The sequence below is a fragment of the Streptomyces sp. NPDC036813 genome (assembly GCF_055609245.1).
On record NZ_JBVJPV010000003.1, the window covers coordinates 337,418 to 363,720 of the forward strand.

Annotated in this window: 30 protein-coding genes and 1 pseudogene; 12 read left to right on the forward strand and 19 right to left on the reverse strand. The window is 72.0% G+C overall.

What is annotated here, in order from left to right:
- Positions 1-595: pseudogene (locus ACZ67Q_RS09070) on the forward strand (DEAD/DEAH box helicase); the annotation flags it as partial.
- Between the two features lie 332 nt (positions 596-927).
- A complete protein-coding gene (locus ACZ67Q_RS09075) occupies positions 928-1,749 on the forward strand; it encodes an alpha/beta fold hydrolase (protein WP_471178944.1) in 822 nt (273 codons plus the stop codon).
- Here ACZ67Q_RS09075 and ACZ67Q_RS09080 read toward each other — a convergent pair.
- Entirely contained in the window at positions 1,746-2,642 is an 897-nt protein-coding gene (locus ACZ67Q_RS09080; protein WP_471178947.1) for an NYN domain-containing protein, read from the reverse strand. The genes ACZ67Q_RS09075 and ACZ67Q_RS09080 overlap by 4 nt on opposite strands.
- A gap of 231 nt (positions 2,643-2,873) precedes the next feature.
- Between ACZ67Q_RS09080 and ACZ67Q_RS09085 the strand changes: the two genes are divergently transcribed.
- Positions 2,874-3,026 (forward strand): hypothetical protein, encoded by a 153-nt coding sequence (locus tag ACZ67Q_RS09085; protein ID WP_155060754.1) that lies wholly within the window; start codon positions 2,874-2,876, stop codon positions 3,024-3,026.
- A gap of 94 nt (positions 3,027-3,120) precedes the next feature.
- Here ACZ67Q_RS09085 and ACZ67Q_RS09090 read toward each other — a convergent pair whose 3' ends face one another.
- The 3 genes from ACZ67Q_RS09090 to ACZ67Q_RS09100 all read right to left on the reverse strand — a co-directional run bounded on the left by ACZ67Q_RS09090 (position 3,121) and on the right by ACZ67Q_RS09100 (position 5,471).
- Positions 3,121-3,726 carry a MarC family protein gene (locus tag ACZ67Q_RS09090; protein WP_471178428.1) on the reverse strand — a complete coding sequence of 202 codons (606 nt, stop codon included), beginning with the start codon at positions 3,724-3,726 and terminating at the stop codon, positions 3,121-3,123.
- Positions 3,727-3,784: 58 nt separating this feature from the next.
- Positions 3,785-4,642, reverse strand: a complete 858-nt coding sequence (locus ACZ67Q_RS09095) for a PHP domain-containing protein (protein ID WP_471178432.1) — start codon at positions 4,640-4,642, stop codon at positions 3,785-3,787.
- A gap of 187 nt (positions 4,643-4,829) precedes the next feature.
- Positions 4,830-5,471 carry a DUF6758 family protein gene (locus ACZ67Q_RS09100; RefSeq protein ID WP_471178435.1) on the reverse strand — a complete coding sequence of 214 codons (642 nt, stop codon included), beginning with the start codon at positions 5,469-5,471 and terminating at the stop codon, positions 4,830-4,832.
- A 180-nt stretch (positions 5,472-5,651) separates the two neighbouring features.
- Here ACZ67Q_RS09100 and ACZ67Q_RS09105 point away from each other — a divergent pair, with 180 nt between their 5' ends.
- A complete protein-coding gene (locus tag ACZ67Q_RS09105) occupies positions 5,652-6,875 on the forward strand; it encodes an MFS transporter (RefSeq protein WP_471178438.1) in 1,224 nt (407 codons plus the stop codon).
- A gap of 53 nt (positions 6,876-6,928) precedes the next feature.
- On the opposite strand, the gene ACZ67Q_RS09110 is transcribed toward ACZ67Q_RS09105, so the two are convergent.
- Positions 6,929-7,513: a suppressor of fused domain protein gene (locus ACZ67Q_RS09110; protein WP_471178440.1), complete on the reverse strand. Its 585-nt coding sequence runs from the start codon at positions 7,511-7,513 to the stop codon at positions 6,929-6,931.
- Between the two features lie 455 nt (positions 7,514-7,968).
- Between ACZ67Q_RS09110 and ACZ67Q_RS09115 the strand changes: the two genes are divergently transcribed.
- Complete coding sequence (locus ACZ67Q_RS09115; protein ID WP_471178443.1) at positions 7,969-9,093, forward strand: magnesium and cobalt transport protein CorA; 1,125 nt, start codon at positions 7,969-7,971, stop codon at positions 9,091-9,093.
- Positions 9,094-9,127: 34 nt separating this feature from the next.
- The gene (locus tag ACZ67Q_RS09120) at positions 9,128-9,640 is read left to right on the forward strand and encodes a hypothetical protein (protein WP_471178446.1); all 513 of its coding nucleotides are present in this window, start codon (positions 9,128-9,130) and stop codon (positions 9,638-9,640) included.
- Between the two features lie 114 nt (positions 9,641-9,754).
- On the opposite strand, the gene ACZ67Q_RS09125 is transcribed toward ACZ67Q_RS09120, so the two are convergent.
- Positions 9,755-10,504, reverse strand: a complete 750-nt coding sequence (locus ACZ67Q_RS09125) for a hypothetical protein (RefSeq protein ID WP_471178449.1) — start codon at positions 10,502-10,504, stop codon at positions 9,755-9,757.
- A 202-nt stretch (positions 10,505-10,706) separates the two neighbouring features.
- Between ACZ67Q_RS09125 and ACZ67Q_RS09130 the strand changes: the two genes are divergently transcribed.
- The 3 genes from ACZ67Q_RS09130 to ACZ67Q_RS09140 are packed head-to-tail and all read left to right on the forward strand — an operon-like array spanning position 10,707 to position 13,753.
- Positions 10,707-11,990, forward strand: a complete 1,284-nt coding sequence (locus ACZ67Q_RS09130) for a magnesium transporter MgtE N-terminal domain-containing protein (RefSeq protein WP_471178451.1) — start codon at positions 10,707-10,709, stop codon at positions 11,988-11,990.
- Positions 11,980-12,576, forward strand: coding sequence for a DUF1003 domain-containing protein (locus ACZ67Q_RS09135; RefSeq protein WP_363262683.1), 597 nt, complete (start codon positions 11,980-11,982; stop codon positions 12,574-12,576). Before ACZ67Q_RS09130 ends, ACZ67Q_RS09135 begins: the two co-directional genes overlap by 11 nt.
- A gap of 43 nt (positions 12,577-12,619) precedes the next feature.
- The gene (locus ACZ67Q_RS09140; RefSeq protein WP_471178453.1) at positions 12,620-13,753 is read left to right on the forward strand and encodes an Mrp/NBP35 family ATP-binding protein; all 1,134 of its coding nucleotides are present in this window, start codon (positions 12,620-12,622) and stop codon (positions 13,751-13,753) included.
- A gap of 24 nt (positions 13,754-13,777) precedes the next feature.
- Here ACZ67Q_RS09140 and ACZ67Q_RS09145 read toward each other — a convergent pair whose 3' ends face one another.
- From ACZ67Q_RS09145 to sigE, 6 genes are all read right to left on the reverse strand, one after another.
- Positions 13,778-14,650, reverse strand: a complete 873-nt coding sequence (locus ACZ67Q_RS09145) for a DMT family transporter (protein ID WP_471178456.1) — start codon at positions 14,648-14,650, stop codon at positions 13,778-13,780.
- Positions 14,651-15,364: 714 nt separating this feature from the next.
- Positions 15,365-16,030, reverse strand: a complete 666-nt coding sequence (locus tag ACZ67Q_RS09150; RefSeq protein ID WP_471178459.1) for a hypothetical protein — start codon at positions 16,028-16,030, stop codon at positions 15,365-15,367.
- Between the two features lie 151 nt (positions 16,031-16,181).
- The gene (locus tag ACZ67Q_RS09155; protein ID WP_471178462.1) at positions 16,182-16,628 is read right to left on the reverse strand and encodes a sec-independent translocase; all 447 of its coding nucleotides are present in this window, start codon (positions 16,626-16,628) and stop codon (positions 16,182-16,184) included.
- Between the two features lie 104 nt (positions 16,629-16,732).
- A complete protein-coding gene (locus tag ACZ67Q_RS09160) occupies positions 16,733-18,655 on the reverse strand; it encodes a S1C family serine protease (protein ID WP_471178465.1) in 1,923 nt (640 codons plus the stop codon).
- Between the two features lie 130 nt (positions 18,656-18,785).
- Positions 18,786-19,772, reverse strand: coding sequence for an anti-sigma factor family protein (locus ACZ67Q_RS09165; protein WP_471178467.1), 987 nt, complete (start codon positions 19,770-19,772; stop codon positions 18,786-18,788).
- Positions 19,769-20,476: an RNA polymerase sigma factor SigE gene (sigE, locus tag ACZ67Q_RS09170; protein WP_471178470.1), complete on the reverse strand. Its 708-nt coding sequence runs from the start codon at positions 20,474-20,476 to the stop codon at positions 19,769-19,771. Before sigE ends, ACZ67Q_RS09165 begins: the two co-directional genes overlap by 4 nt.
- Before the next feature lie 235 nt (positions 20,477-20,711).
- Between sigE and ACZ67Q_RS09175 the strand changes: the two genes are divergently transcribed.
- The gene (locus ACZ67Q_RS09175) at positions 20,712-21,410 is read left to right on the forward strand and encodes an O-methyltransferase (protein ID WP_471178950.1); all 699 of its coding nucleotides are present in this window, start codon (positions 20,712-20,714) and stop codon (positions 21,408-21,410) included.
- A gap of 128 nt (positions 21,411-21,538) precedes the next feature.
- Here ACZ67Q_RS09175 and ACZ67Q_RS09180 read toward each other — a convergent pair whose 3' ends face one another.
- The gene (locus ACZ67Q_RS09180; RefSeq protein WP_003966491.1) at positions 21,539-21,706 is read right to left on the reverse strand and encodes a DUF3117 domain-containing protein; all 168 of its coding nucleotides are present in this window, start codon (positions 21,704-21,706) and stop codon (positions 21,539-21,541) included.
- A gap of 159 nt (positions 21,707-21,865) precedes the next feature.
- A complete protein-coding gene (locus ACZ67Q_RS09185) occupies positions 21,866-22,030 on the reverse strand; it encodes a hypothetical protein (protein ID WP_361631335.1) in 165 nt (54 codons plus the stop codon).
- Between the two features lie 63 nt (positions 22,031-22,093).
- Between ACZ67Q_RS09185 and chcB the strand changes: the two genes are divergently transcribed.
- On the forward strand, positions 22,094-22,897 hold the full coding sequence (gene chcB / locus ACZ67Q_RS09190; protein WP_471178473.1) for a 2-cyclohexenylcarbonyl CoA isomerase: 804 nt from the start codon (positions 22,094-22,096) through the stop codon (positions 22,895-22,897).
- Positions 22,898-22,980: 83 nt separating this feature from the next.
- On the opposite strand, the gene ACZ67Q_RS09195 is transcribed toward chcB, so the two are convergent.
- Positions 22,981-23,565 carry a DNA-3-methyladenine glycosylase I gene (locus ACZ67Q_RS09195; RefSeq protein WP_471178475.1) on the reverse strand — a complete coding sequence of 195 codons (585 nt, stop codon included), beginning with the start codon at positions 23,563-23,565 and terminating at the stop codon, positions 22,981-22,983.
- On the reverse strand, positions 23,562-23,918 hold the full coding sequence (locus ACZ67Q_RS09200; protein WP_471178477.1) for a DivIVA domain-containing protein: 357 nt from the start codon (positions 23,916-23,918) through the stop codon (positions 23,562-23,564). The genes ACZ67Q_RS09195 and ACZ67Q_RS09200 overlap by 4 nt, the downstream gene beginning before the upstream one ends.
- 128 nt (positions 23,919-24,046) lie before the next feature.
- Between ACZ67Q_RS09200 and folP the strand changes: the two genes are divergently transcribed.
- Positions 24,047-24,907, forward strand: coding sequence for a dihydropteroate synthase (gene folP / locus ACZ67Q_RS09205; protein ID WP_361631371.1), 861 nt, complete (start codon positions 24,047-24,049; stop codon positions 24,905-24,907).
- A gap of 7 nt (positions 24,908-24,914) precedes the next feature.
- On the opposite strand, the gene ACZ67Q_RS09210 is transcribed toward folP, so the two are convergent.
- The 3 genes from ACZ67Q_RS09210 to ACZ67Q_RS09220 are packed head-to-tail and all read right to left on the reverse strand — an operon-like array spanning position 24,915 to position 26,243.
- Positions 24,915-25,166 carry a type II toxin-antitoxin system RelE family toxin gene (locus tag ACZ67Q_RS09210; protein ID WP_471178480.1) on the reverse strand — a complete coding sequence of 84 codons (252 nt, stop codon included), beginning with the start codon at positions 25,164-25,166 and terminating at the stop codon, positions 24,915-24,917.
- On the reverse strand, positions 25,163-25,429 hold the full coding sequence (locus tag ACZ67Q_RS09215; RefSeq protein ID WP_471178483.1) for a type II toxin-antitoxin system prevent-host-death family antitoxin: 267 nt from the start codon (positions 25,427-25,429) through the stop codon (positions 25,163-25,165). The genes ACZ67Q_RS09210 and ACZ67Q_RS09215 overlap by 4 nt, the downstream gene beginning before the upstream one ends.
- Positions 25,430-25,484: 55 nt before the next feature.
- Positions 25,485-26,243, reverse strand: a complete 759-nt coding sequence (locus tag ACZ67Q_RS09220) for an LOG family protein (protein WP_471178486.1) — start codon at positions 26,241-26,243, stop codon at positions 25,485-25,487.
- Positions 26,244-26,303: the final 60 nt, after the last annotated feature.

Consider the following 26,303-nt stretch of genomic DNA (forward strand, 5'->3'; position numbering starts at 1 on the left):
CAAGACCCGCCGCACCCGCAAGACCGCGGCGAGCAAGGCCACCGAGGCGACCGCCGAGATCCCCGCCCAGGCCACCGCCGAGCCGGAGACCGACGCCAAGCCCAAGACCGTGCGCCGCACCCGCAAGACCGCGGCCGCGACGGGGACGACCGCCACGGAGACGGCCGCCGAGGCAGCCGTCGACACGGCGGAAGCGACCGAGGCCAAGCCGAAGGCGCGCCGCACCCGCAAGACGGCAGCCGCCGCTCCCGCGGAGCCGGAGGCGACGGTGACGGCGGAGACCGCCGAGGCCAAGCCGCGCCGTACCCGCAAGGCCGCGGCGACCGCCGAGGCGGCCGTCGACACGGCCGAGGGCACGGAGGCCGAGCCCAAGGCCCGCCGCACCCGCAAGACCGCGGCGAGCAAGGCCACCGAAGCGACCGCCGAGATCCCGGCCCAGGCCACCGCCGAGCCGGAGACCGACGCCAAGCCCAAGACGGTCCGCCGCACCCGCAAGACCGCGGCCACCGCAGCGGAGTCGGAGCCGGAGGCCAAGCCGAAGGCACGCCGCACGCGGAAGGCAACGGCAGCGGCGCCGGAGTCGGCCGAAAGCTGACCCTCGCCAACGCGTAACCCGGCGGCCCGGTTCACCTCGAGTGGACCGGGCCGCCGGTGTGAGGGGTGACCGTCGGAGGTTGCGCAGCCCGGCGTTACGGGGTCCCCCCCGGCTGTGCGAAGCCGACCGCAGGGCCGCCGGCCCGGGGCCGCGGGCAACTGCGCGACCAGCCACGGGCCACCCGCAGACGCACGACACACCGTCATGCATATCCTCGGCTCGTGACCGATCCCCGTTCGCCCGAGTCCGCCGAAGTCCAGCCCCGGCCCCAGCGCCCGTCCCCCGCCGCCCCCTTCCCACCGCCCCCCGGTGCTCGCGCCTACTCCCTTCGCATCCCGCGAGGGGAGTTCGCCGTCGTCGACATGCCCGTGGCGCCCGGCGTCGCTCAGCGGGGCGTCGCGCTGCTGGTGCCCGGATACACCGGCAGCAAGGAGGACTTCGCGCTGCTGCACGCGCCGCTCGCCGAGCGCGGGTACCGGACGGTCGCCGTGGACGGCCGCGGGCAGAACGAGTCCGGCGGCCCGGCGGACGACGAGTCGGCCTACGCCCAGGGCGAGTTGGCGCGGGACGTGCTGGCGCAGGCGGCGGCCCTCGGGGAGCCGGTGCATCTGCTCGGGCACTCGCTCGGCGGTCAGCTGTGCCGGGCGGCCGTACTGCTCGACCACACGCCGTTCCGCTCCTTCACCCTCATGTCCTCGGGTCCGGCGCAGATCTCCGTCTCCCAGGAGCAGCGGGTGAAGCTGCTGCGGGACGCGCTGGCGGTGATGACGATGGCCGAGGTGTGGGACGTCATGCAGACGATGGGCCCGCCGGAGGAGGTCGGCGGCCCGGCGCGCGGCCCGGTGAGCCCGGAGCAGCTGCGACAGCGCTGGCTGAACACCCGGCCGGCGCAACTGCTCGCCACGGGACGGCAGTTGTGCGCCGAACCGGACCGGGTCGCCGAACTGGCCGCCCTCCCGCTGCCGTTCCACGTACTGTCCGGTGCCCACGACGACACCTGGCCGGTGCCGCTGCTGGACGACATGGCCGCACGCCTGCACGCCCGCCGCACGGTCATCGAGGGCGCCGAGCACTCCCCCAACGCCGACCAGCCGGCGGCGACGGCCCGGGCGCTCGCCGACTTCTGGGACACGGTCCCCGGCGTGGGCGGCTAGTACTGCGTCCGCAGATGCTCCCAGAACCCGTCCCGCAGGGCGCGCCGCAGGTCCGCCTGGCCGCGCAGGGAGTACTGGAGCAGGCCCTCGGCCTCGACGAGCAGGTCCTGGTCGACCGAGCCCGGCAGATAGGGATGGCCGGGCAGCAGCTCCACCAGGGCCTCGCGTCCCCGCGCCGCGAACCACTTCGCCGCGATCTGCGCGCCGACGAAGCGGACGTCCTCGCGGGTGGGCCGGGCGGCCTGCGCGCCTTCGTAGGTGGCGGCGGTGCGGCGGGAGACGTACGGCTTGAAGAAGTCGAGGTCGAGGGTGCGCTGGCTGTCGACCTCCCACAGCAGGGGTTCCGCCTGGTTGCGGCCCTCGGGTGCCTCGATGCCCCACAGGTGCACCCGGGCTCCGTAGCCCTGGGCCGCCTCGACCGCCGAGACCAGGTCCTCGTCGCCGCCGAGCAGGGCGGCGTCACTGATGGCGCGGTGCCGGGCGAGGGACTCCAGATCGCTGCGGATCAGCGAATCGACGCCCTTTTGCTGGTTGTTGGCGTTCAGGTTGCCCAGGCGGACCTTGACGTCGGGGAGTTCCGCGATGGACTGCTGCTCGGCGGTGTGGATACGGCGCCGGGCGCCGTCGTACCAGTAGACGCGCAGCAGGCGGCTGTCGGCGAAGACGGAGCGGGCGCGGTCGATGAGCGCCTCGATGAGACCTTCGGCGTCGAGGTCGAAGGCGCGGCGGTCCTCGGTGCCCGCGACCAGGCGTCCGGCGGCCGCGTAGAGGTAGCCCGCGTCCACGAAGATCGCATGGGTGGAGGGCGTCTTGGCCACCTCGGCGAGCATGCGCTGCAGCAGCTCGTTCGTGCGGTCGATGCGGGCGGCCAGGGCCGCCAGGTCGTCGTTCATCGTCTCCATTGTCCTGTTGGTCACGCTGTGAACACAACCGGTCCCGTTCGGTCCCGCAACGGACGTCTTACTCGTCAGTAATTAGTCGTTCGAAAAATTTCTTTAGCGTAGGGAATGTTCGTAACACGCAACGGGTTGACTAAGACGTACGGATCGCGGGCACCGACGCCCAGTGGTCCACTGATCAGTAGTTCTCCCCAGGAGGATGACCAGACGAAGGGGGAAGCCACCATGCGCTTCGAAATCATGCGACTCGACGACGTCGACGGTACGCCCGTGGACACGACTGTCGTGGACGCCGCCTCCGTCAACAGGATCGTTCAGCAGGCCGCCGCCATCGGGCAGCGCCTGTGGATCCGCCCGGCCGACACCACGGCCTCATAACAGGGCGGCTCCCCCACAAGAAGCTTCAGGGCCCCGCACGGCACATCGCCGCGCGGGGCCCTGCTGCGTGTACGGCCCCGCGCGTACGGCGGGGTCAGCCGCCCCGGATCACCTGGGTGACACCGTTGATGATCTGCTGCACCGCGATGGCGGAGAGCATCATGCCGGCGAGCCGGGTCACCAGGACCACGCCGCCGTCCTTGATGACCTTGATGATCAGCAGCGAGTAGCGCATCACCAGCCACAGCACGACGTGGATGGCGAGGATCGCCGCCCACACCGACACCTGCGAGGAGACACTGTCGGCCTTCTGCACGGCCAGGATGACCGACACGATCGCGCCGGGCCCGGCGAGCAGCGGCATGCCCAGCGGGACCAGGGCGACGTTGACGTCCTTGGTCTGCTTGGGCTCGTCGGTCTTGCCGGTGAGCAGGTCGAGCGCGATGAGCAGCAGGAGCAGGCCGCCCGCGATCATCAGCGCGGGCACGGAGACATGCAGGTAGTTCAGGATCTGGTGGCCGAGCAGACCGAAGACGGTGATCACGCCGCCGGCCACGCAGACGGCCTGCAGTGCCATCCGCTTCTGCACCCGTGCGGGCCGGCCGCCGGTCAGCGCGATGAAGATCGGGGTGATCCCGGGGGGATCCATGATGACAAAAAGGGTCAGAAAGAGAGAACCGAAGACAGCGACGTCGAACATGAGTGTGGTGCAAGCCTTGCGAAGAGTGAGAAAGAGAGAGGGGGCGTGAGCGGACGGCTCACGCTCCGCCGGCGCCGGGCACCGGGAACGCGCCGGTCGCGCGCCGCGTGATCTCGCCGTAGACCTCGGGGTCGGTGGTGTACGTCCCGAGCTCGACCGTCTTACGGCTGCCGTGGTAGTCGGAGGAGCCGGTGACCAGCAGGCCGAGGTCCTTCGCCAGGCCGCGCAGCCGGGCCCGGGTCTCCTCGTCGTGGTCCATGTGGTCGACCTCGATGCCGTCGAGACCGGCGGCCGCCATCTTGGCGATCGCGGACTCCGGCACGGTCCGCCCGCGCTTGCTCGCGGCCGGGTGCGCGAAGACCGTGACCCCGCCCGCGCCCTTGACCAGCCGGATGGCCTCGAAGGGGTCGGTCTCGTGCTTCTCGACGTACGCCCGGCCCCCGTCGGCGAGCCAGTCGGCGGTGAAGGCGTCGCTCACGGTGGGGACGACGCCCAGCTCGACCAGCGCGGTCGCCACGTGCGGCCGCCCGACCGATCCCTCGCCGGCGATCCGGGCCACCTGCTCCCAGGTGACCGGCACGCCCAGCGCGTTCAGCCTGGCGACCATGCCCTGGGCCCGCGGCACCCGGTCGTCCCGCACCAGCTCGCGCTCGGCGAGCAGCTCCGGCTCCTCGGGGTCGAAAAGGTAGGCCAGCATGTGCATCGAGACGCCGTCGACACGGCAGGACAGCTCGGCGCCGGTGACCAGCGTGAGCCCCTCGGGCAGCGCGGCGATCGCCTCGGCGTACCCACGGGTGGTGTCGTGATCGGTCAGCGCCACGACGTCAAGACCGGCCGCGGCGGCGTTGCGCACCAGCTCGGCCGGGGTGTCCGTACCGTCGGACGCGGTGGAGTGGCAGTGCAGATCAATACGCACGACGCGAACTCCAGCCGGTGCCGACACAGAAGGGGACGCTTCAGCATACCGGGATTCCGCTGCCGCATGTCACACCCCGAAGCGGGCGGCGTCTCTTACATTCCGGGCGCCGACAACGCCCTCGAAGGGCGCGGGGAACTGCGCGAGCGGCCGCGACGCACCCGCAGAGGACCACGCACCCCAAGCCCTACGGTTTGAGCAAGCGCGGCGACAGCGCCCCGCAGGGCACCAGCTCGACCTCCGCCCCCGCCTCCCGCACATCCGCCAGCACCAGCTCGTCGTACATCAGCAGCCCCGACTGCTCCGGCCACACCACCGCCCACAGCCACAACCCGAGCGCCTCCCCCGCGAAGGTGGCCCGGTCGGCCGGTCCGCCGGACACGTGCCACAGCGGGGTGGGCCGGCCGGCGGCCAGCACCTTGACCTCGGCGGGTTTCTCGACGTTCAGATACGGCCCCGGGTCGGGCCCCTCCAGACCGGCGTACCGCGCACCGAGCCCCACGCCCATCTCCTCGGCGACGAGGATCAGCTCGCCCATGCCGCCGAGCGGACCGGGACCCGTACACGCCACCGCGGTCGCGCGACCGCCGCTGCGGTCGTCGCCGGCGCAGGCCACACCCGTGAACAGCCAGCCGACCGGCAGCGGCCACGGCATCCACACCGGCACCTGGGTGCGGCGCACCACCGCATTGAGGGCCTCGACGCTGGGCGGGATCACAGGCTGCAACGGATACACCGTCCCGTGGACATCGCACTGCCAGGAATCGGCGAAGAGGCCGGGAGCCCTGACCCGGCCACCACACTTCGGGCAACTGGGTTCGCCCCTCATAGGGCTCCACGGTCCTACCCCGACCGCGCCACGTCAAGGACGATCACCCGTCCGGACTCCCCCCGCCCGCCGCCCCCACCAGCCAAAACTAGATGTCACTTGCATTAATTAGATCGCCTAACTTACTGTATGCATATTGCAACCATCTCTCGCCGGGCACTCGCCGGGATTGGAGAAGACATGGACCCCTTCGACGCGGGAGCCGGCGGCATCCTGCGGCAGCCCAAGGCGGTCTGGGCGACCGCGGGCGCGTCCGTCGTCGCCTTCATGGGCATCGGACTGGTCGACCCGATCCTGCCCTCCATCGCCCAGGGGCTGCGGGCCACCCCGAGCCAGGTCTCCCTGCTGTTCACCTCGTACTTCCTGATCACCGCGATCGCCATGCTGGTCACCGGCTTCGTCTCCAGCCGCATCGGCGGCCGCAAGACGCTGCTGGCCGGTCTCGCGCTGGTCGTGGTCTTCGCCGGCCTGGCCGGCACCTCCGGCTCGGTCGGCCAGCTGGTCGGCTTCCGCGCGGGCTGGGGCCTCGGCAACGCCCTCTTCGTCTCGACCGCGCTCGCGGTGATCGTCGGCGCTGCCGCCGGCGGCAGCGCGGCGGCGATCCTGCTGTACGAGTCGGCGCTCGGCCTCGGCATGGCCTGCGGCCCGCTGCTGGGCGCCCTGCTCGGTGACGCCAGCTGGCGCTACCCGTTCTTCGGCACCGCGTTCCTGATGGCGGTGGGCTTCCTGTGCATCACGGTGTTCCTGAAGGAGCAGCCGAGGCCCGCCCGCAAGACGTCACTCCTGGACCCGCTCAAGGCGCTCGGCCACGGCGGCCTCGCCTCCGCCGCCGTCTCGGCGTTCTTCTACAACTACACGTTCTTCACGGTCCTGGCCTTCACGCCGTTCGTGCTGAACATGACGCCGTACAAGTCGGGCGCGGTCTTCTTCGCCTGGGGCGTGCTGCTGGCCGTGTTCTCGGTGATCGTGGCACCACGGATGCAGGCCCGGTTCGGCTCGCTGAAGGTGCTGGGCGGCTCGCTGGTGCTGCTCGCGGCCGACGTGGCCGTCCTCGGCTACGGCGACCACACCACGGCGATCGTCTGCACGATCCTGTCGGGCGCGTTCATCGGCGTGAACAACACCGTCTACACCGAGCTGGCCCTCGGCGTCTCGGACGCCCCGCGCCCGGTGGCCAGCGCCGGCTACAACTTCGTGCGGTGGTTCGCGGCGGCGGCCGCGCCCTACCTGGCGCCGAAGATCGAGGAGTGGAGCGACCTCCACATCCCGTTCGTGGTGGCGGCGGTCACCGCGGTTCTGGGCGCGCTCGTGGTCCTCGTACGGCGCAACGCCCTCACCCACGACGCGCAGGAGCTGGAGCCGAAGCACGCCACCGAGGACGGCGTCACGGTCTTCGCCAACTGACCTCAGCGGCTCGGGGGTTGGTGACATCGGTCACTGCCCCGGGGCGCCCTCGGTCACTCCAGAGGGACGGACCTGCGGGACGGATCCCGCAGGTCCGTTCCCTGCGTCAGCCACTTCTCCTGGAGGGCCTGGGCGCCGTGCACACGCTTCCAGGCGGCCTCGTTCGCAGTCATCGGCAGCAACGGCAGGAAGCGGACCGGGTCCATCGGGTCGTCCAGCTCCAGGTCCTCCACCAGGCCGCCGGGCTCGGCGACGAGGACGGAGGTGAAGGGGGCGCCGGGCCACAGCGGCTCGCCGACGTCCAGCGACGCGCCCGGGGACACGACCAACCCCTCGACCTGCGGGGACGCGGCCAGCACGGCGAGCGGGCGGAGCACCTTGTCGGTCTCGGTGACACCCGCGCGCACCGACAGCACCAGCTCGGCGCGTGGGCCCTTGACGGGGTCGGCGAGCATCGCGGTGGGGTCGGTCATGGGCTGCGCGGACATGCCGAGGGTGGCGTAGCGCACGATGTCCCCCTCGTGGAAACGCAGCACCTCGATCCGTTCCGTGCCGAGGAAGGTGACCGCCGCGCGCGCGTCCGGCTCACCCAGCGCGGTGCGCAGGCGGGCCTCGACCAGAGGAAGAACATCTGCCATGCCGCGAGCATAGAACTCGTCAGCAGCGGGCAAAGCGGCGCCTTGACACACCGGTCGGCTGATACTCTTGGCCGGTCGGGCAGCACGCAGAAGCGTCGCGCATCCAGCCCGACGCCGAAGGAACTCCCTTACGAGGGACCGACCGGAGGAGGTGGGGCTGTCATGGATCGAAGTCGACCGTGCAGTACCACTCGCTCTTCCGGCCGCTGATGCGGTTGCCCTGATCCGGCCTGCTGCCGCCTTTCGCGCTCACGCCTTCACTCGGAAGAGCACTTCGTTTCGTTTTGCCTGATCTGTCTGATCTGAATCAGCAGCGAAGCTCGCCACCGCGACGGTGCGGTGCTCCCCGCTTTGTGGATGTGCCAAACATGCGCACCCAGGACGTCCTCATTCCGGGTAGTTCCACCCGCTGCGGGTGACGGGGTCTTCGCTGCCCGATGCGAAGGAGCCCGCCCATGTCGATGATCCGCGACCTGCGCGCAGTGGTCCGCCCCTCCCGTGTCTCCCTGCGCAAGGAACTGCCCAGGACCGGCGGCTACGACACCTCCCCCCGCCCCGCCCGCCCGTCGGCCGTCGTCGACTGCGCCGTGTACCGCGACGGCGCCCGGCTGCCCAGCGACCACCCGATCACCCCGCAGGAGGCCATGCGCCAGGTGCGGCGCGACGGCGGCTTCGCGTGGATCGGGCTGCACGAGCCGACCGAGGACGAATTCGCCGGTATCGCCACGGAGTTCGGGCTGCACCCACTGGCCGTGGAGGACGCGGTGCAGGCCCACCAGCGGCCCAAGCTGGAGCGGTACGACGACTCGCTGTTCACCGTCTTCAAGACGGTCCACTACGTCGAGCACGCCGAACTCACCGCCAACAGCGAGGTCGTCGAGACCGGCGAGGTGATGTGCTTCACCGGGCGGGACTTCGTCATCACCGTCCGGCACGGCGGCCAGGGCAGCCTGCGCGCGCTGCGCCACCGCCTCCAGGACGACCCCGAACTGCTCGGCAAGGGCCCCTCGGCGGTGCTGCACGCGATCGCCGACCACGTGGTGGACGGTTACATCGCGGTCGCCGACGCGCTCCAGGACGACATCGACGCCGTCGAGACGGACGTCTTCTCACCCGGCCGCAAGGGCACCCCGCGCGGCACGGACGCCGGCCGGATCTACCAACTCAAGCGCGAGATCCTGGAGTTCAAGCGGGCGGTGTCGCCGCTGCTGCGTCCCATGCAGCTGCTGAGCGAGCGGCCGATGCGGCTCATCGACCCCGACATCCAGAAGTACTTCCGGGACGTCGCCGACCACCTCGCCCGCGTCCAGGAACAGGTCGTCGGCTTCGACGAGCTGCTGAACTCCATCCTGCAGGCCAACCTCGCGCAGGCGTCCGTGGCGCAGAACGAGGACATGCGCAAGATCACCTCGTGGGCCGCGATCATCGCCGTACCGACGATGGTGTGCGGGGTGTACGGGATGAACTTCCAGTACATGCCGGAGCTGCACTGGCGCTACGGCTACCCGGTGATCATGGCGATCACGGGCGTGATCTGTCTGGGCATCCACCGCACGCTCAAGCGCAACGGCTGGCTGTGACGGACGCGGCAAAGGCGCTGGTTAGGCTGGGCGCATGACAAGCGAGCTGCTCGACCAGGCCCTCGTCGAGGAGGCCACGAAGAAGTCCGGCCTCATCTGGGTCAAGGCCGCCGGTGCCCCGGCCGCGCGTGCGGTGTGGCATGTGTGGCACGAGGGGGCGGTGTGCCTGGTCGGCGACGGTCCCGGGGAGCAGCCGCTGACCGGGCTCGCCGAGGGCGGCACCGCCGAGGTGACCGTCCGCAGCAAGGACAAGGGCGGTCGGCTGGTGAGCTTCCCCGCGAAGGTCGTCGAGCTGGCGCCGGGGTCACAGGCGTGGGAGGCGGCTGTCGCCGAGCTGAAGGGTAAGCGGCTCAACGCGCCGGACGGTGAGGCGATGGCGGAGCGGTGGGCGCGGGAGTGCAAGGTGCTCCGCCTCGAGCCTTCCGGTTCCGTGCTGCCGTTGCCGGACGGGTCGCTGGCCGCGGTGCCGGTTGCCTCGTCGGCGACTACGCGGGAAGCCGTCCCGGCGGGATTGCCTCGGTTGCTCTTCAAGAAGCGTAAGCGGTAGCGCTGCGCGGCTGGGGTGCCTGGTTCTGTCGTTTCGCGGCTGCAGCGCCGTCCTGGCCGGGCGCGCAGTTCCCCGCGCCCCTTTCGGGGCGCTCCTGCGGGCCCGCGTTCAAAGCTACGACGTCGGCAGTTGCTTGCCGTAGTCCACCGTGTCGCCCTTGGCCGGCTCGCTGAGGGCGAAGTCCTTGCCCCACTCCGAGAAGACCAGGGTGCCTGCGCCGCCCGCGCGGACCAGGCGCAGGGGATACGGCTTGCCTTCCAGGGAGACGTCGAGGGTGCCGCCGGAGCCCTTGTCGCCGGTGATGCGGATGGTGCGCACGCCGGACTGTTCGTGGTGGCCGTCCGTGGCGAGCGCGCCGTGCAGGGTCAGGACACTGTCGAGGAGGACGTCCTTGTCCGTGAAGCCGCTGAACCGCTGGTACGCGGGGTCGCGCTGCGGCACCTTCACGTACTTGCCGCCGAGCTTGTCCGCGGCCGCGGTGTCCGCCACCTTCGGCCCGCCCTTGGAGTCCTCGTGGTCCCAGAAGTCCGAGCCCGCCTTCAGGAACAGCTGCTTGTCCACGCGCAGCAGCTGGAAGGTGCCCGCCTCGGAGGTGACCGAGCCGGTGCCGCCGTCGCCCTTGAGGCGCATGTCCAGCTTGTACGTGTGGCCGCCCGCCACCACGTTCCCCGCGAGGTGGACGGCGTCGACGGAGTCCGCGGCCTGCTGGGTACGGCTCTGGATCTGCGCGGCCGGCAGCTTGCCGACCCCGTTGGTGTTCGCGTCCGGATCGTCGGAGCACGCCGCGAGCCCTGTCACGGCCAGCACGGTGAGCGCGCCGGCGAGCGCGTTCCGGCGGGTGAGGCCCAGGGCAGTCGCAGTCACGGAAGCAGGTGCCTTTCCGTCGGGGTCCACAGCGGCGTACGGCAGCGTACCGGGGCTCGGCCCACCGGGCGGAGCCAGTCCGTCCGGACCGTCCGCCGGGACGTATCCGAACGGGACGGGCTAGCCTGAAGCCCGACTGAGCGGGCAATTGGGGAAAGACTCACTGATACCGTCACGCACCCATGTAAAGGAGGCCCCGGTCATGGCAGGGGGCGCCCCCCGGATCTTCGTCTCGCACCTCGCCGCCGTCGCCGTGTTCGATCCGACCGGCGACCAGGTGGGGCGCGTGCGCGATCTGGTCGTCATGCTGCGCGTGGGACGCCGTCCGCCGCGGCTGCTCGGCCTGGTCGTCGAGCTGGCGACCCGGCGCCGCATCTTCCTGCCCATGACCCGGGTGACCAGCGTCGAGTCCGGCCAGGTCATCACCACCGGCGTGCTCAACGTGCGCCGCTTCGAGCAGCGGCCCACCGAGCGGCTCGTCTTCGGCGAGCTGCTGGACAAGCGCGTCACCCTCGTCGAGACCGGCGAGGAGGTCACCGTGCTCGATCTGTCGGTGCAGCAGCTGCCGGCCCGCCGGGACTGGGAGATCGACCGCGTCTTCGTCCGCAAGGGCAAGAAGTCCAGCGCCTTCCGCCGCGCCAAGGGCGAAACGCTGACCGTCGAGTGGTCCCAGGTCACCGGCTTCTCCCTGGAGGAGCACGGGCAGGGCGCCGAGAGTCTGCTCGCCACCTTCGAGCAGCTGCGGCCCGCCGACCTCGCCAACGTGCTGCACCACCTCTCCCCCAAGCGACGCTCCGAGGTCGCCGCCGCCCTCGACGACGACCGGCTCGCCGACGTGCTGGAGGAGCTGCCGGAGGACGACCAGATCGAGATCCTCGGCAAGCTCGCCGAGGAACGCGCCGCCGACGTGCTGGAGGCCATGGACCCCGACGACGCCGCCGACCTGCTCTCCGAGCTGCCGGAGGCGGACACCGAGCGGCTGCTGAGCCTGATGCAGCCCGCCGACGCGGCCGAGATGCGCCGCCTGATGTCGTACGAGGAGCACACCGCCGGCGGACTGATGACCACCGAGCCGATCGTGCTGCGCCCCGACGCCACCGTCGCCGACGCGCTCGCCCGGGTGCGCAACCCCGACCTGTCCCCGGCGCTCGCCGCGCAGGTGTACGTGTGCCGGCCGCCCGACGAGACGCCGACCGGCAAGTACCTGGGCACCGTCCACTTCCAGCGCCTCCTGCGCGACCCGCCGTACACCCTGGTCAGCTCACTGCTCGACCAGGATCTGCAACCACTGGCGCCGGACGCGGCGCTGCCCGTCGTCGCCGGGTTCTTCGCCACGTACGACATGGTCGCGGCGCCCGTGGTCGACGAGTCGGGGTCACTGCTGGGCGTGGTGACCGTGGACGACGTCCTGGACCACATGCTGCCCGAGGACTGGCGCGAGACCGAGTTCCACCTGGGAGAGGGGGCGAACGCACATGGCACCTGACCGCGACACCACCCGCGACCGCATGCCCGCCGGGGCGACCGCGACCAGCCGCCCGCGCGCCCGGCTCGACCAGCCGCGACCGCCGCGGCGGCGGCTGCTGCCGGAATGGGACCCGGAGGCCTTCGGACGGTTGTCGGAGCGGATCGCCCGGTTCCTGGGGACAGGACGGTTCATCGTCTGGATGACCGTCGTCATCATCCTGTGGGTGGTGTGGAACGTGGCGGCGCCGGTCCATCTGCGCTTCGACCGCTACCCGTTCATCTTCCTGACGCTGATGCTGTCGCTGCAGGCCTCCTACGCGGCGCCGCTGATCCTGCTCGCGCAGAACCGGCAGGACGACCGCGACCGGGTCAATCTGGAACAGGACCGTAAGCAGAACGAGCGGTCCATCGCCGACACGGAGTACCTGACCCGGGAGATCGCGGCGCTGCGGATGGGCCTCGGCGAGGTCGCCACCCGCGACTGGATCCGCTCCGAGTTGCAGGACGTGATCAAGGAGCTGGAGCACCGGCAGAACGGCCACCACGCGGAGGCGGTGGTATTCCCGGCAGAACGGCCGCACGGACGTGACGTAGACGACCGCTGACGGGCATCCCGGGTGATGGCTACCGGGCCGTACCATCGTCCTTATGGTTACGGAAGACGCGGTGCGCGAAGCGCTGGCGACGGTGAACGACCCCGAGATCAACCGGCCCATCACCGAGCTCGGGATGGTCAAATCGGTGGAGATCGGCGCCGACGGTGCGGTCGCGGTCACCGTGTACCTGACGGTGTCCGGCTGTCCGATGCGCGACACCATCACCCAGCGCGTCACGGACGCGGTCTCCCGCGTCGAGGGCGTCACGCGCGTCGACGTCACGCTCGACGTGATGAGCGACGAGCAGCGCAAGGAGCTGGCGGCGGCCCTGCGCGGCGGCCAGACCGAGCGCGAGGTGCCCTTCGCCAAGCCCGGCAGCCTCACCCGCGTCTACGCGGTCGCCTCGGGCAAGGGCGGCGTCGGCAAGTCCTCGGTGACGGTGAACCTGGCGGCTGCCCTGGCGGCCGACGGTCTGAAGGTCGGTGTCGTCGACGCCGACATCTACGGCCACAGCGTGCCCCGCATGCTCGGCGCGGACGGCCGTCCCACCCAGGTCGAGAACATGATCATGCCGCCGTCGGCGAACGGCGTGAAGGTCATCTCCATCGGCATGTTCACCCCGGGCAACGCCCCCGTCGTGTGGCGCGGCCCGATGCTGCACCGCGCGCTCCAGCAGTTCCTCGCGGACGTCTACTGGGGCGACCTCGACGTCCTCCTGCTGGACCTCCCGCCAGGCACCGGTGACATCGCGATCTCCGTGGCGCAGCTGGTCCCGAACGCCGAGATCCTGGTCGTGACGACCCCGCAGCAGGCCGCGGCGGAGGTCGCCGAGCGCGCCGGTTCCATCGCGGTGCAGACCCACCAGAAGATCGTCGGCGTCGTCGAGAACATGTCCGGCCTGCCTTGCCCGCACTGCGGCGAGATGGTCGACGTCTTCGGCACGGGCGGCGGCCAGACGGTCGCCGACGGCCTCACCCGTACGACGGGTACGACGGTGCCGGTGCTGGGGTCCATCCCGATCGACGTCCGCCTGCGCGAGGGCGGCGACGAGGGCAAGCCGGTCGTGCTGTCCGACCCGGACTCCCCGGCGGGCTCGGCCCTGCGCGCCATCGCGGGCAAGCTGGGCGGTCGCCAGCGGGGCCTGTCGGGTCTGTCGCTGGGCATCACGCCGCGCAACAAGTTCTGACGTTCACCTGGGCGGCGGCGGCCTCTACGGGCTGTCGTCGCCCACGAGTGTCTGCTGCGCGTTCGGCACGACCTGGGTGAGCCGCAGGACGCCCCAGACGATGCAACCGATGCCCAGCGCCTCGGGCAGCAGCCACCAGCCGGTGCGGATGTGCTCGCCGAACAGCGTGACGCCGAGCGCCAGGCTGACCGTGGCGTCCCCGATCGTCAGCGCGGGCTGGGACGCGGCCAGCGAGCCGGCCTGCAGCGAGTTCTCCAGAAGCAGCAGCGAAGCGCTTCCGACCAGCGCGAAGCCGTACGTCTGCCAGGTACTCAGGAAGACCGGCAGGCCGCCCTCGGAGAAGCTGTCGCTCGCGGTCTTCAGCAGGGCCGCGGTGAGGGCGTTGCCGGTGGCGGCCGCCGCCGCGAGCGCCGCGGCGCGGAAGAGGGGCGGGCGGCCCGGGCGGGCGACGACCACGACGGTCCCCATGAGCCCCAGACACAGCACGAGCACGGGCACCCAGCGGGTCATCGGCGCCTCGTTGCCGCCGCCGGAGGGCGCCGCGGAGGCCAGGATCAAGGCCAGTCCGACGACCACCGCGGCCACCGCCCGCCAGCCCGCGGCCGGCATCCTGCGGCCCATCAGCCGGGCGGCGATCAGCAGGGCGAACGGCAGCTCCAGGATGAACAGGGGCTGCACCAGCGCCATCGGCCCGTTCAGCAGCGCGAGCGCCTGACAGGTGGCGGACGCAAGCACGCCGCCGATGCCGATCAGCCAGACGGGACGCCGCGCCAGGGCCAGCAGCAGCCGCAGTCCTCCACCGCTCGGCACGGACGAGGCCGCCTTGCGCTGGAACGCCGTCCCCACGGCATTGCACGCCGCTCCCGCCACGGCGAAGGAGACGGCCACGAGGATCACACCTCCACCATGCCCGACCCCAGCCACGACGTCCTGCGGGAACCCTTACGCGAGCGAGCCCACCACGGGGACCACGACGCCGGGGCGCGCGGCGTCCTCGTCGGCGGGGCGCGGCCCAGCACCGGGAACGGCCCCGGCTCGGGGCACCTGCCCCGAGTCCCGCGATGGTCCCGGTGCACCACGCGGCCGATGGGCGCGCGGGAATCCCGTGGAGTGTGAGCGTCCGGGAACGGTCCGCAGCGGCGGGGCGCGCCGTACCGGGGACGGTCCCCGCCGGGGCGCCGGCCGAGTCCCCGCTCCTCGTCCTGGTGCGCCGCACGGTCGGCTGGCGCCACCGGGCCGGCCGACGCCGGCCGCAGCCGCCGGCCGCGGGGAGCGGCGGGTGGTGCGGCCGCCGCCGTAGCGCCGTCGGCGAGACAGCGCGCCGCTTGCCGGGCGAGGCGCGGAGGGGCCACGCGGCCCGTGCGCGCGCCGTCGGCGAGACAGCGCGCCGCCTGCCGGGCGAGGCGCGGAGGGGCCACGCGGCCCGTGCACGCGCCGTCGGCGAGACAGCGCGCCGTCGGCCGGCGGGGCGCGGAGGGGCCGCGTGGCCCGTGCGCGCGCCGGCGGGCGGGTGAGGGGCCCTGCGGGCCCGTGTGCGCGGTGTCGGCCGGGCGGGAGGGGCCGCTTTGCGCAGAGGGGTGCCGGTGGCTACCCCCGCAGACCCCCGGAGGGTCACGCGTAGGTGGCGATGTCCTTGATCATGGCGAAGCCGAGGCCGTACGCGCTCATGCCGCGGCCGTACGCGCCCACGTGCACGCCCTGCTGGGTGGTGCCGGCGAGGACCCAGCCGAACTCGGACTCCCGGTAGTGGAACGGCGTCGGCACGCCGTCCACCGGCAGGGACAGCGTGGACCAGTCCTCGCCGTCGAGGTCGTCGGCCAGCACCCAGGCCGTCTCCGTCTGCTGCTCCAGCCAGTCGTCGCGCAGGGTGTGGTCCATCTGCCCGGGCCAGGTGAACGACAGCAGCCCGACCCCGGCGAGCCATGCCGCCGAGGAGACGGACGTCGCCTCCAGCAGCCCCGTGCCGTCGGCGCTGCGCCGGGAGGGGTGCGCGGCGACGGTGACCACCACGGCGAACTTCTCGCGCGGCTCACCGGCCGCACCGGTCTCGCCCCGCACGGAGGGCTCGTCACCGTGCCCGATCGAACCGTGCTCGACGGCCCCGTCGGCCGCCGTACCGACCTGCATCAGCCAGCGCGGCCCGGTGAACGCCTCGTCGAGGCCGTACCACGGGAAGGGCGCGCGCAGGTAGCCGTCGACCGTGCGCCGTGCGGTGGGGACCTGCTGTCCACCCTCCGCGGCCGGCGCCTGTGCGACTGCCCGACTCGTCGTCTCCATCTGCCCGGACGCCTCCTCGCTCTCGTCGGACCGAACGGCCCGCCCCCCTTCGGGCGTACTCGTCCGATCCGCACAACAACTCGGCAGCATATCCATCTCGCCGCGGGCAGCCGGGAATCCGCCCGGCGCGTGGGTCGCGCGGGCCGCGCTTTCAGGTCGCGTCGGCGTCGAACGGCGGGCGGTCGTCCTTGCCGCCGTCCTCGGGCTTCTTCGTCATGTCGATGCGGCCGGAGGCGGTGGCGGCCGGGGAGCCGTTGGCAGCGGCGATCTCGGTGTCGCGGCTGTGCACCGCGTCCGTGACCTCGGCCATCTCCTTCTTCAGGTCGAAGCCGTTGCGGATCTCCTTCAGCCCGAGGTCCTCGTTCTCCATCTGCTTGCGGATGAACGTCTTGGGGTTGAGGTCCTCGAACTCGAAGTCCTTGAACTCCGGGCCCAGTTCCTGCCGGATGTCCTGCTTGGCGCTCTCCGAGAACTCGCGGATCTTCCGGATCGTCCGCATGACGTCCTGGATGACCTTGGGGAGCTTGTCCGGACCGAAGACGAGCACACCGAGCACGATGATGGTCACCAGCTCGAGTGGTCCTATGTCATTGAACACCTGTAGCTCCTCGCGATGTCCTCGGCCGGGTCCACGGTACCTGTCCGACCTGTCCGACCGGTACCGTCCCGGGGTGAGGTTTACGTCAGTCGCCCGGCCGGGCCTCAGTCGCCGCCGGCCGAGCCCAGGACCAGCGAAACCCTCTGTTCATGTCCCCCTCGCTCGACCGTCAGGTCCAGACGGTCGCCGGGGCGGTGCGCGCGGGTCTTGACGATCAGCTCCTCGCCGGAGTGGACGATCTGGCCGTCGACCGCGGTGATCACGTCACCGGGCCTGATCCCCGCCTTGGCGCCGGGCCCGCCCGGAGTGACGGAGGGTCCGCCGCCGTCGCCCTGCGCGCCGACGCGGGCGCCCTCGCCGGTGTAGTCCATGTCGAGGGTGATGCCGATGACCGGGTGTGTGGCGTGGCCGGTGTTGATCAACTCCTCGGCGACGCGTCTGCCCTGGTTGATCGGGATGGAGAAGCCGAGGCCGATCGACCCGGCCTGTCCGCCGCCCTCGGTGTCGCCGGCGCTGTCGGCGGAACGGATGGCGGAGTTGATGCCGACGACCCGGCCACGGGAGTCCAGGAGCGGACCGCCGGAGTTGCCGGGGTTGATCGGAGCGTCGGTCTGCAGCGCGTCGACGTACGACACGTCGCTCCCGTCGCCCTTCTCCCCTCCGGCGGTGATCGGCCGCTCCTTGGCGCTGATGATGCCGGAGGTCACGGTGCCGGCCAGGTCGAAGGGCGCGCCGATGGCGACGACGGGATCCCCGACGCGGACGTTGTCGGAATTGCCGAGGGGCAGGGGCTTCAGGCCCTTGACGCCGCTGACCTGCACGACGGCGAGGTCGTAACCGCTGTCCCGGCCGACCACCTTGGCCTTGGCGGTCTGTCCGCCGTTGAACACGACGGTTATCTCACCGCCGGTGCCGGCCGGCTGCACGACGTGGTTGTTGGTGAGGATGTGCCCGCGGGTGTCCAGCACGAAGCCGGTGCCGGTGCCCTGCTCCTCGCTGCCGGTGACATGCAGGGTGACCACGCTCGGCAGCGCGCGGGCGGCGATCCCGGCGACGCTGTCCGGGGCGCGGCCGGCGGGCTCGTCCCCGGCCTGCGGCAGCTCGACGGTCGTCCCGACGCCGCCGTTGCGCTCCAGATACGCGCCGACGAGCCCGCCGACGCCACCGGAGACCAGCGCGACCGCGAGCACGAAGACCACGGCCGCCCGACGCTGCTTACGACGCCGCTGCTGCTCGGTGTCGACCGCGGCGCCGGTCTGCTGCAGGGGCGCGTGCCCGCCGGGCGCGGCCTGCGGGGACGCACCGGTCGCGGCCCACGGGTCGTAACGGTGCCACGGGTCGGCGGGAAGAGCGGCCTCTTGCAGGGCGGGGACGCCGGGGGCCGTGACCGCGGAGACGGGGGAAGGGGCGGCGAGGGGGGCGGGGACGGGGGCATCCTCGGGTACGGCCACGGCGGAGGCCGGGGCCGCCATGGACGCCGGGGCGCCCGGAACGACAGTGTGCGGCGGCGCGGTGGTCTGGGGCGCGGGGGTATGCGGCGGCACGGTGGGAGACGCTGCGGGGGCCTGCGGCGGTGCCGTGGGATGTGGGGCGGGGACCTGCGGCGGTGCCGTGGGCTGTGGTGCCGGTGCGGTCGGCGTGCCGTGTGCGGGAGTCGCCGCCGGTGCCGCCGGGTGCTGGACCGGCGGTGCCGGTGCCCACGGGCCGGGTTCGCCGTAGGGCGGGGTGCTGTAGGGGTCGGGATCGTGCAGTGGCGTGGGCCGCTCGGCCGGAGCGGCGGCCTCCGGCGCCGCGCCGGAGCCCGCGGGGACCGGCTCGCTCAGCTCGTAGTCCCCGTCGGCCGCCGCCGGACGCCGGCCGTCGGCCGGTCCCTCGTCGCCGTCGGTCTGCTGGGCCTGCGGCCGGGCCAGGGCGAAGTCGGTGCCGGGATCCTGGGACCCGTCGTCCTTCGCGTCGGCGGTCATGGCCGCCTCTGCCCCGGTGTTCCGTTCGTCGGACGGACCCTGCGTGGGCTTCCCCTCGTTCATGCTCTCCCCACGGGTGGCCGCGGCCCGGCTCGTCGGCGGCCGCGGATGGTCGAACTCCGCGCCGACGGCATGCCGGGGGCGCGGCTGATCTGGATTCAACCAGGTTCGCGGGCCCGCCGCGCAGAGGCCGTCAGGGGGAGGACGTGGCGGAAGGCGATGGGGAGGGGGATGTGGGGCCGCCGGAGGCCGACAGGGACAGCACGCCGGGAGTCGTCACCGCCGGCGCCGGGGACAGCGTGGTCAGCGCGACGGGCGCCGTGACGCTGAGCGGGCGTATCAGCGGTGACATGGCGGCCGCACCGGCCATGACGGGCGTGGTCAGCGTGCGCGCCACGTCCTGCAGGGTGGCGGGAGTGGGCAGGCCGGGCAGCAGGGGCGCGGACAGGGTCGTGGGCGCCACCGGGGTGCCCGCGAACGTGCTCTGGCCGCTCTGTGCCATCAGCGGTGTCCCACTGCGGCGGCGCTGGGACTCCGGGGCCGTCGCCGCGCCCGCGGTCGGGGCGCCGGCCGGGGTGACATTGCTGCCGGAACCGGCTCGGGTGTCCGTGGCGGCCGGGCTGCCGGTGGTGACGCCGCCCAGTGCGATCGCGGCCAGCGACACGGCCCCGGCCGCGACGAACGCGAACCGCAGCCCCCGGGAGGGTCCGGCCTCACCACGGCTGACGGGGTGGATACGGAAACCCGGCTCGGCGGGCACCGGCACCGCGGCGGCGTGCCCGTGTCCGGGCCCGCGGCCCGGCGCGTAGTCGAAGTCGAACGGCGCGCCGCCGCCCCGCTTCATGCCGAAGACCCCGGACGCCCCGGAGCGTCCCGGGAAGCCCCCGGAGAATCCGCCGAATCCTCCCGCGCCGAACGGCGGGCCGCCGCCGTCGAGGTCGTCTCCCCCCGGCAGCCCCTGGAGACGGGCCAGGAAGCTCTCGGACGGGGGTGGCGGCGCCACCTCAGCGAAGACGTTCTTCAGACGGCGCTGCGCGTCGACCTCCGCCTTGCATTTCGGGCAGGTCGCCACGTGCGCCAGGACGCGCTCACGCGTCTCATGACCGAGTTCGCCGTCCACCAGGGCGGAGAGTCGGTCTCCCAGGTGCTGCTCTGCCGGATTGGGACGTGATCCACTCACGCGGTCGCGCCCCCTCCCCCCAGCACGGGCACGCGGGGCATCAGGGAGCGGCGCTCCCGGGCCTCGGGCGAGCGGTGGGCGAGCGCCTTGCGCAGCTGGGAGCGGCCGCGGTGGATGCGCGAGCGGACCGTGCCGAGCTTGACGCCGAGGGTCGCGGCGATCTCCTCGTAGCTCAGTCCCTCGATGTCGCACAGGACGACCGCGGCGCGGAACTCCGGCGCGAGCGTGTCCAGGGCCTGCTGGATGTCTGCGTCGAAGTGGGCGTCGTTGAATACCTGTTGCGGGGTGGGCTCCTTGCTGGCCAGCCGCTCGGCCGCGTCCTCGCCGAGGGCGTCGAAGCGGATGCGCTGCTTGCGGCGCACCATGTCCAGGAAGAGGTTGGTGGTGATGCGGTGGAGCCAGCCCTCGAAGGTGCCCGGCGAGTACGTCGACAGGGAGCGGAAGACGCGGACGAAGACCTCCTGGGTGAGGTCCTCGGCGTCGTGCTGATTGCCCGTGAGGCGGTAGGCGAGGCGGTAGACCCGCCCGCTGTGCGTGCTGACGATCTCCTCCCAGGTGGGCGGAGTCCACGCCTGGCCGTCCGCGTCGGTGGAGAAGGTCGCGGTCTGGGCCGGGCCGGCGGCAAAGGCCGCGGCGTGGCTGGTGTCAGCGGTGTCGGTCACGGATTTCGGCCTGCCCGCCGATCCGAGGAAGCGCCGCAGCACTCCTCCCCGGTCCTCAGGCGCGGCCGCACCTCCCCTGTCAGCTCTGGTGGTGTCCAGTGGAGCCCCTACCATAGCCACCTCGCCCGTTAGGACCGGATAAGCGGTTTTACGAGAATTTGATCTGTGCTGATACGGCTCATGCGGCTGCGTCAGCACTTGCTCGGCGCCCCGCGCCCCGTCGTGATCCAACTGTGTCCCCCCGGTGCGTCTCCCACCCTTCTAAACGCCCGGTCCCATCTGCGGGTTCCCGGCCCCAACGGATACAGTCACGCCGAGGCAACCATGGGGACAGGAGAGGGTCATTACCGGCAACCGGCAGACGGACTGGGCGTTCGCCGACGCCTTTGTCGCCGAGGACGACGCGCTGCTGTGGGCCCGCGACCGGGCCCGTGAGGCGGGGCTGCGTTCGGTGTCGCCCGGCACGGGCGCGGCGCTGCGGTTGCTGGCCGCCACCGTGGACGCCAAGGCGGTCGCGGAGATCGGCACCGGTTGCGGCGTCTCCGGCATCCATCTGCTGCACGGCATGCGTCCCGACGGGGTGCTGACCACCGTCGACCCCGAGCCGGAGCACCAGCAGTTCGCGCGGCAGGCCTTCCGTGCCGCCGGGTTCGCCAGCAACCGGGCGCGCTTCATCCCCGGCCCCGCCCTCGACGTCCTGCCGCGCCTCGCGGACGCCGGCTACGACCTCGTCTTCTGTGACGGCGACCGGCTGGAGTTCCTCGACTACCTCGCTGAATCGTTGCGCCTGCTGCGCCCCGGCGGCCTGGTGGTGTTCGAGGGCGTCTTCGCGGCCGGGCGCACGGTGGACTCCGGTCCGCAGCCGACCGAGGTCATACGGATCCGGGAGCTGCTGCGCGCGGTGCGCGAGAGCCAGGATCTGGTGCCGTCGCTGCTGCCGGTCGGGGACGGCCTGCTGTGCGCGGTCAAGCGCTGATCCGCTGCCCCGCCGCCCTCGAACACATGGGTCCTCACCTGCCCAAACGGGCCCTCACCTGCGCAAACGGCCGCCCCGGCACCCACCTGGGGCGCCGGGGCGGCCGAAAGGATATGGTCGCTTGCGCGTCAGCCGACGACCTTCTTGAGGGCGTCGCCGAGGGCGTCGGCCTCGTCCGGGGTCAGCTCGACGACGAGCCGACCGCCGCCTTCGAGCGGAACGCGCATGACGATGCCCCGCCCCTCCTTGGTCACCTCGAGCGGGCCGTCGCCCGTCCGCGGCTTCATGGCCGCCATGCTCGTTCCCCTTCCTGAAACCAGCTCATCGTCAAGGCCGACGGCCCATGAAGGGCAGGCGCGGGCCCACCGCCCGGAAGGGCCCAGGACACGCGTCACCGGCATCGAACACATTGCTTCCAGGCCATTATCCCGCATCTCCGGACCCGATGACCAACATCAGTCCGCATCGCTTGGGCAACGCGCGCGAGCAAAACCACTCAATTCGGCGATGTGCCTGCGATACTGCTCGACCGCACGGACGGCATCCGAGTGCGCCGTGCGTGGAATTGTTTGACGCACCTCACATGTCCGGCCCGGTTCGCCGCCGGTGATCTCCGCCATGCTGTCCTTCGTACATCGGCGTACCGAGCGGTACGCCGTGCCTCGACACCGGAGGGATACGCCATGGCCGACACCGTGCTCTACGAGGTGAGCGACGGGCTCGCGACGATCACGCTGAACCGCCCGGAGGCGATGAACGCGCTGAACATCGCGACCAAGGTCGCCCTCCGGGACGCGGCCGAGTCCGCGGCGGGCGACAGCGCCGTACGGGCGATCCTGCTCACCGCGGCCGGGGACCGGGCGTTCTGTGTGGGCCAGGACCTCAAGGAGCACATCGGGCTGCTGGCCGCCGACCGGGAGTCCGGGGCGGGGCAGACGATGAGCACGGTGAAGGAGCACTACAACCCGATCGTGAGGGCGCTGGCCGGTGCCCCGAAGCCGGTGGTGGCCGCGGTGAACGGCGTCGCGGCCGGCGCGGGCTTCGGCTTCGCGCTCACCGCGGACTACCGGATCGTCGCGGAGACGGCCTCGTTCAACACATCCTTCGCGGGCGTCGCGCTCACCGCGGACTCCGGCATCTCCTGGACGCTGCCGCGCGTGGTCGGGCCCGGCCGCGCCGCCGACCTGCTGCTCTTCCCGCGCAGCATCACCGCCCAGGAGGCGTACGAGCTGGGCATCGCCAACCGGCTGGTGCCGGCGGCCGAGCTGCGCGCGGAGGCGGAGAAGCTGGCGCGGCAGCTGGCCGAGGGGCCGACGGTGGCGTACGCGGCGCTGAAGGAGTCGGTGGCGTACGGCCTGACGCACTCCCTGGCCGAGACGCTGGAGAAGGAGGACGAACTGCAGGCCCGCGCGGGGCAGTCCGAGGACCACGCGATCGCGGTGCAGGCCTTCGTCAACAAGGAGAAGCCGAAGTACCTGGGGCGGTAGGGAGCGTCTCGTCGATCAGGACGGGCTCGCGGCGCCTGGCACCGCTCCCTGGTCCGGCCCGTTCGACGAGACCCCCCAAGGACTCACGTGCGGCGGGCGACGCAGTCGGTCAGGTGGTCGTCGACCAGCCCGCACGCCTGCATCAGGGCGTACGCCGTCGTCGGGCCGACGAAGCGCAGGCCGCGCTTCTTCAGCGCCTTGGACAGGGCCGTCGACTCGGGGGTGATCGCGGGCACGTCCGCGAGCGTTCTGGGGGCCGGACGGGTGCCCGCGTCCGGGGCGTGGGACCAGATGAGGTCGTCCAGCTCGCCGGGCTGCCACTCGGCGAGCACGCGCGCGTTGGCGAGCGTGGCGTCGATCTTGGCGCGGTTGCGGATGATGCCGGCGTCGGCGAGCAGCCGTTCGCGGTCGCCGTCGTCGAAGGCGGCGACCTTGGCGATCTCGAAGCCGGCGAAGGCCGCGCGGAAGCCGGGGCGGCGGCGCAGGATGGTGATCCAGGACAGGCCGGACTGGAAGGCCTCCAGGGCGAGCCGTTCGAAGAGGGCGTCGTCGCCGTGGACCGGGCGGCCCCACTCCTCGTCGTGGTACGGCACGTAGTCCGGTGCGGACAGGGCCCACGGGCAGCGCAGGGCGCCGTCCGGGCCGGCGAGCGCGGTAGCCGTGGTCACTGCTCCTCCTGCTGCTCGGGCTTGTCCATCGGCACCCGGGTGGCCGCGGCCCGCGCCCCGGCCAGCGCGGACTCCAGGTCGGCGATGCGGGCGTCCCGCTCGGCGAGTTCGGCGGCGACGCGGTTCAGGGCGTCGTCCACGTCGGCCATGCGGTAGCCGCGGGCGGCGAGCGGGAAGCGCAGGCCGTCGATGTCGTCGCGGGTGAGGGGGCGGTCAGGGGGCAGCGGGTCGTGGAGCCGCTCGGGGGCGGCCTCCGGCAGCGGGCCGGTGCCCTCGCCGCCGCCCAGCACGGCGAGCGTCACCGCGGCGACCACGACGGCGAGCGCGATGACCAGGAACAGGAACATAACCATCGCCGGCTACCCCACGTTCGGTGTCTTCAGTGTCAGGGTCCGATCGTGCCATGCGACGCTGACAGTTAGGGTCACAGGCGGCGCAAGACCAGGAAGAACCCAGGATGTACGAGGAGAGGTCGCAGCGGATGCTCAGGCTGGGCAGGCGGGAATTCGGCGCGCACGAGCCGGTGATCATGGCGATCGTGAACCGGACGCCGGACTCCTTCTACGACCAGGGGGCGACGTTCCGCGACGAGCCGGCCCTCGCGCGCGTGGAGCAGGCGGTGGCCGAGGGCGCGGCGATCATCGACATCGGCGGGGTGAAGGCCGGTCCGGGCGAGGAGGTCGGCGCCGAGGAGGAGGCGCGGCGGACGGTCGGCTTCGTGGCCGAGGTGCGCCGGCGGTTCCCGGACGTGGTCATCAGCGTCGACACCTGGCGCGCGGAGGTCGGCGAGGCGGTCTGCGAGGCGGGGGCCGACCTGCTGAACGACGCGTGGGGCGGGGTCGATCCGGGCCTCGCGGAGGTCGCGGCGCGGTACGGCGTGGGGCTGGTGTGCACGCACGCGGGCGGGGTGGAGCCGCGGACGCGGCCCCACCGGGTGGCGTACGACGACGTCATGGCCGACATCCTGGACGTGACGGTGGGGCTCGCCGAGCGGGCGGCCGCGCTGGGCGTGCCGCGGGAGTCGATCCTGATCGACCCGGGGCACGACTTCGGCAAGAACACCCGGCACAGCCTGGAGGCCACACGGCGGCTGGACGAGATGGTCGCGACGGGGTGGCCGGTGCTGGTGTCGCTGTCCAACAAGGACTTCGTGGGCGAGACGCTGGACAAGCCGGTGAAGGAACGGCTGCTGGGGACTCTGGCGACGACGGCGGTGTCGGCGTGGCTGGGGGCGCAGGTGTACCGGGTGCACGAGGTCGCCGAGACCCGGCAGATCCTGGACATGGTGGCGTCCATCGCGGGGTGGCGTCCGCCGGCGGTGGCGCGGCGGGGGCTGGCGTAGGAGTGCATCACTCGCCGGTGCGGCCGATGTGCTCGATGTGCAGCGTCCGAGCCTCCTCGTCGATGCGGTACAGGATGCGCCACGGACCGCGGTGGAGACGACGGTGGTGCACCCCCCACGCTCGTGACCCCTCCGGCCTCGGGTTCTCCGTGAGTCCGTCGGTCGCCTGAAGAAGGGTGTCCACGCCCTGGGGATCGTCCTTGAGGAAGCCGGTGGCCTCGTTGAGCGCCGCCGGCTCCCACTGGACCTCCCACGTCACGCCGTGCTCCTCCCAGCGGCCTCAAGGAGTATCCGCCGCGCCTCGGCGTGTGGAACAGGCGTCTCCGTGCGACCGAGCGCCCGGTCACGCTCCAGCCGAGCCAGCGCGAGGGCGTCCTCCAGATCTTCCAGCTCCGCAGGGGAGATGAGGACCGCGGTGGGGATGCCTCGGTCGGTGAGAGTGATGTGCTCATGCTGGGCAGCCCGTCGGGCCAGCTCTCCTAGCCTGCCCCGCGCCTCAGCAATGGGATAGGTGTCAGCCATGCACGTAGTGTACAGCTGGATGACACTTGTGTTCAGTGGCTGAGCAGACCGAGCGTTACCGGCCCGCCTCCTTCGACACCAGGGCCACCGCCTCCTCCACGTCGTCCGTGACGTGGAACAGCAGCAGGTCCGCCTCGGACGCCTTGCCCTGGGCGACCAGGGTGTTCTTCAGCCAGTCGACCAGGCCGCCCCAGTACTCCGTGCCGAACAGGACGATCGGGAACTGCGTGACCTTCTGGGTCTGGACCAGGGTCAGCGCCTCGAAGAGTTCGTCCAGCGTGCCGAGGCCGCCGGGCAGGACCACGAACCCCTGCGCGTACTTGACGAACATCATCTTGCGCACGAAGAAGTAGCGGAAGTTGAGCCCGATGTCGACGTACGGGTTCAGCCCCTGCTCGAAGGGCAGCTCGATGCCCAGCCCCACCGAGGTGCCGCCCGCCTCGCACGCGCCCTTGTTCGCGGCCTCCATGGCGCCGGGGCCGCCGCCCGTGATCACCGCCCAGCCGGCTTCCACCAGCGCGCGTCCCAGCCGTACGCCGGCCTCGTACTCCGGCGAGCCCGCCAGCGTACGGGCGGAGCCGAAGACGCTGATCGCGGGCGGGAGTTCGGCCAGCGTGCCGAAGCCCTCGATGAACTCCGACTGGATGCGCAGGACCCGCCAGGGATCGGTGTGCACCCAGTCGGAGGGGGCCCGCTCGTCCAGCAGCCGCTGGTCCGTGGTGCTGGTCTCCACCTTGTCCCGTCGCCGGAGGACCGGTCCGAGTCGCTTCTCGTCCGGCGGGATCTTCTTCCCCTCGGGGTTCCCGGTCGGCATGTGCGCTCCCTCCGTCGTGCGGTCCGTACACCTCAGCGTAGATCTGCGCGGGTTACGTCT

Coding starts and splice junctions, on each gene's coding strand:
- ACZ67Q_RS09080 (WP_471178947.1), bottom strand. CDS start 2,642: ATGAACGACGACCTGGCGGCCCTGGCCGCCCGCATCGACCGCACGAAC.
- ACZ67Q_RS09085 (WP_155060754.1), top strand. CDS start 2,874: ATGCGCTTCGAAATCATGCGACTCGACGACGTCGACGGTACGCCCGTG.
- ACZ67Q_RS09090 (WP_471178428.1), bottom strand. CDS start 3,726: ATGTTCGACGTCGCTGTCTTCGGTTCTCTCTTTCTGACCCTTTTTGTC.
- ACZ67Q_RS09100 (WP_471178435.1), bottom strand. CDS start 5,471: ATGAGGGGCGAACCCAGTTGCCCGAAGTGTGGTGGCCGGGTCAGGGCT.
- ACZ67Q_RS09105 (WP_471178438.1), top strand. CDS start 5,652: ATGGACCCCTTCGACGCGGGAGCCGGCGGCATCCTGCGGCAGCCCAAG.
- ACZ67Q_RS09110 (WP_471178440.1), bottom strand. CDS start 7,513: ATGGCAGATGTTCTTCCTCTGGTCGAGGCCCGCCTGCGCACCGCGCTG.
- ACZ67Q_RS09115 (WP_471178443.1), top strand. CDS start 7,969: ATGTCGATGATCCGCGACCTGCGCGCAGTGGTCCGCCCCTCCCGTGTC.
- ACZ67Q_RS09120 (WP_471178446.1), top strand. CDS start 9,128: ATGACAAGCGAGCTGCTCGACCAGGCCCTCGTCGAGGAGGCCACGAAG.
- ACZ67Q_RS09130 (WP_471178451.1), top strand. CDS start 10,707: ATGGCAGGGGGCGCCCCCCGGATCTTCGTCTCGCACCTCGCCGCCGTC.
- ACZ67Q_RS09135 (WP_363262683.1), top strand. CDS start 11,980: ATGGCACCTGACCGCGACACCACCCGCGACCGCATGCCCGCCGGGGCG.
- ACZ67Q_RS09140 (WP_471178453.1), top strand. CDS start 12,620: ATGGTTACGGAAGACGCGGTGCGCGAAGCGCTGGCGACGGTGAACGAC.
- ACZ67Q_RS09150 (WP_471178459.1), bottom strand. CDS start 16,030: ATGGAGACGACGAGTCGGGCAGTCGCACAGGCGCCGGCCGCGGAGGGT.
- ACZ67Q_RS09160 (WP_471178465.1), bottom strand. CDS start 18,655: ATGAACGAGGGGAAGCCCACGCAGGGTCCGTCCGACGAACGGAACACC.
- ACZ67Q_RS09180 (WP_003966491.1), bottom strand. CDS start 21,706: ATGGCGGCCATGAAGCCGCGGACGGGCGACGGCCCGCTCGAGGTGACC.
- ACZ67Q_RS09185 (WP_361631335.1), bottom strand. CDS start 22,030: ATGGCGGAGATCACCGGCGGCGAACCGGGCCGGACATGTGAGGTGCGT.
- chcB (WP_471178473.1), top strand. CDS start 22,094: ATGGCCGACACCGTGCTCTACGAGGTGAGCGACGGGCTCGCGACGATC.
- ACZ67Q_RS09200 (WP_471178477.1), bottom strand. CDS start 23,918: ATGGTTATGTTCCTGTTCCTGGTCATCGCGCTCGCCGTCGTGGTCGCC.
- folP (WP_361631371.1), top strand. CDS start 24,047: ATGCTCAGGCTGGGCAGGCGGGAATTCGGCGCGCACGAGCCGGTGATC.
- ACZ67Q_RS09215 (WP_471178483.1), bottom strand. CDS start 25,429: ATGGCTGACACCTATCCCATTGCTGAGGCGCGGGGCAGGCTAGGAGAG.
- ACZ67Q_RS09220 (WP_471178486.1), bottom strand. CDS start 26,243: ATGCCGACCGGGAACCCCGAGGGGAAGAAGATCCCGCCGGACGAGAAG.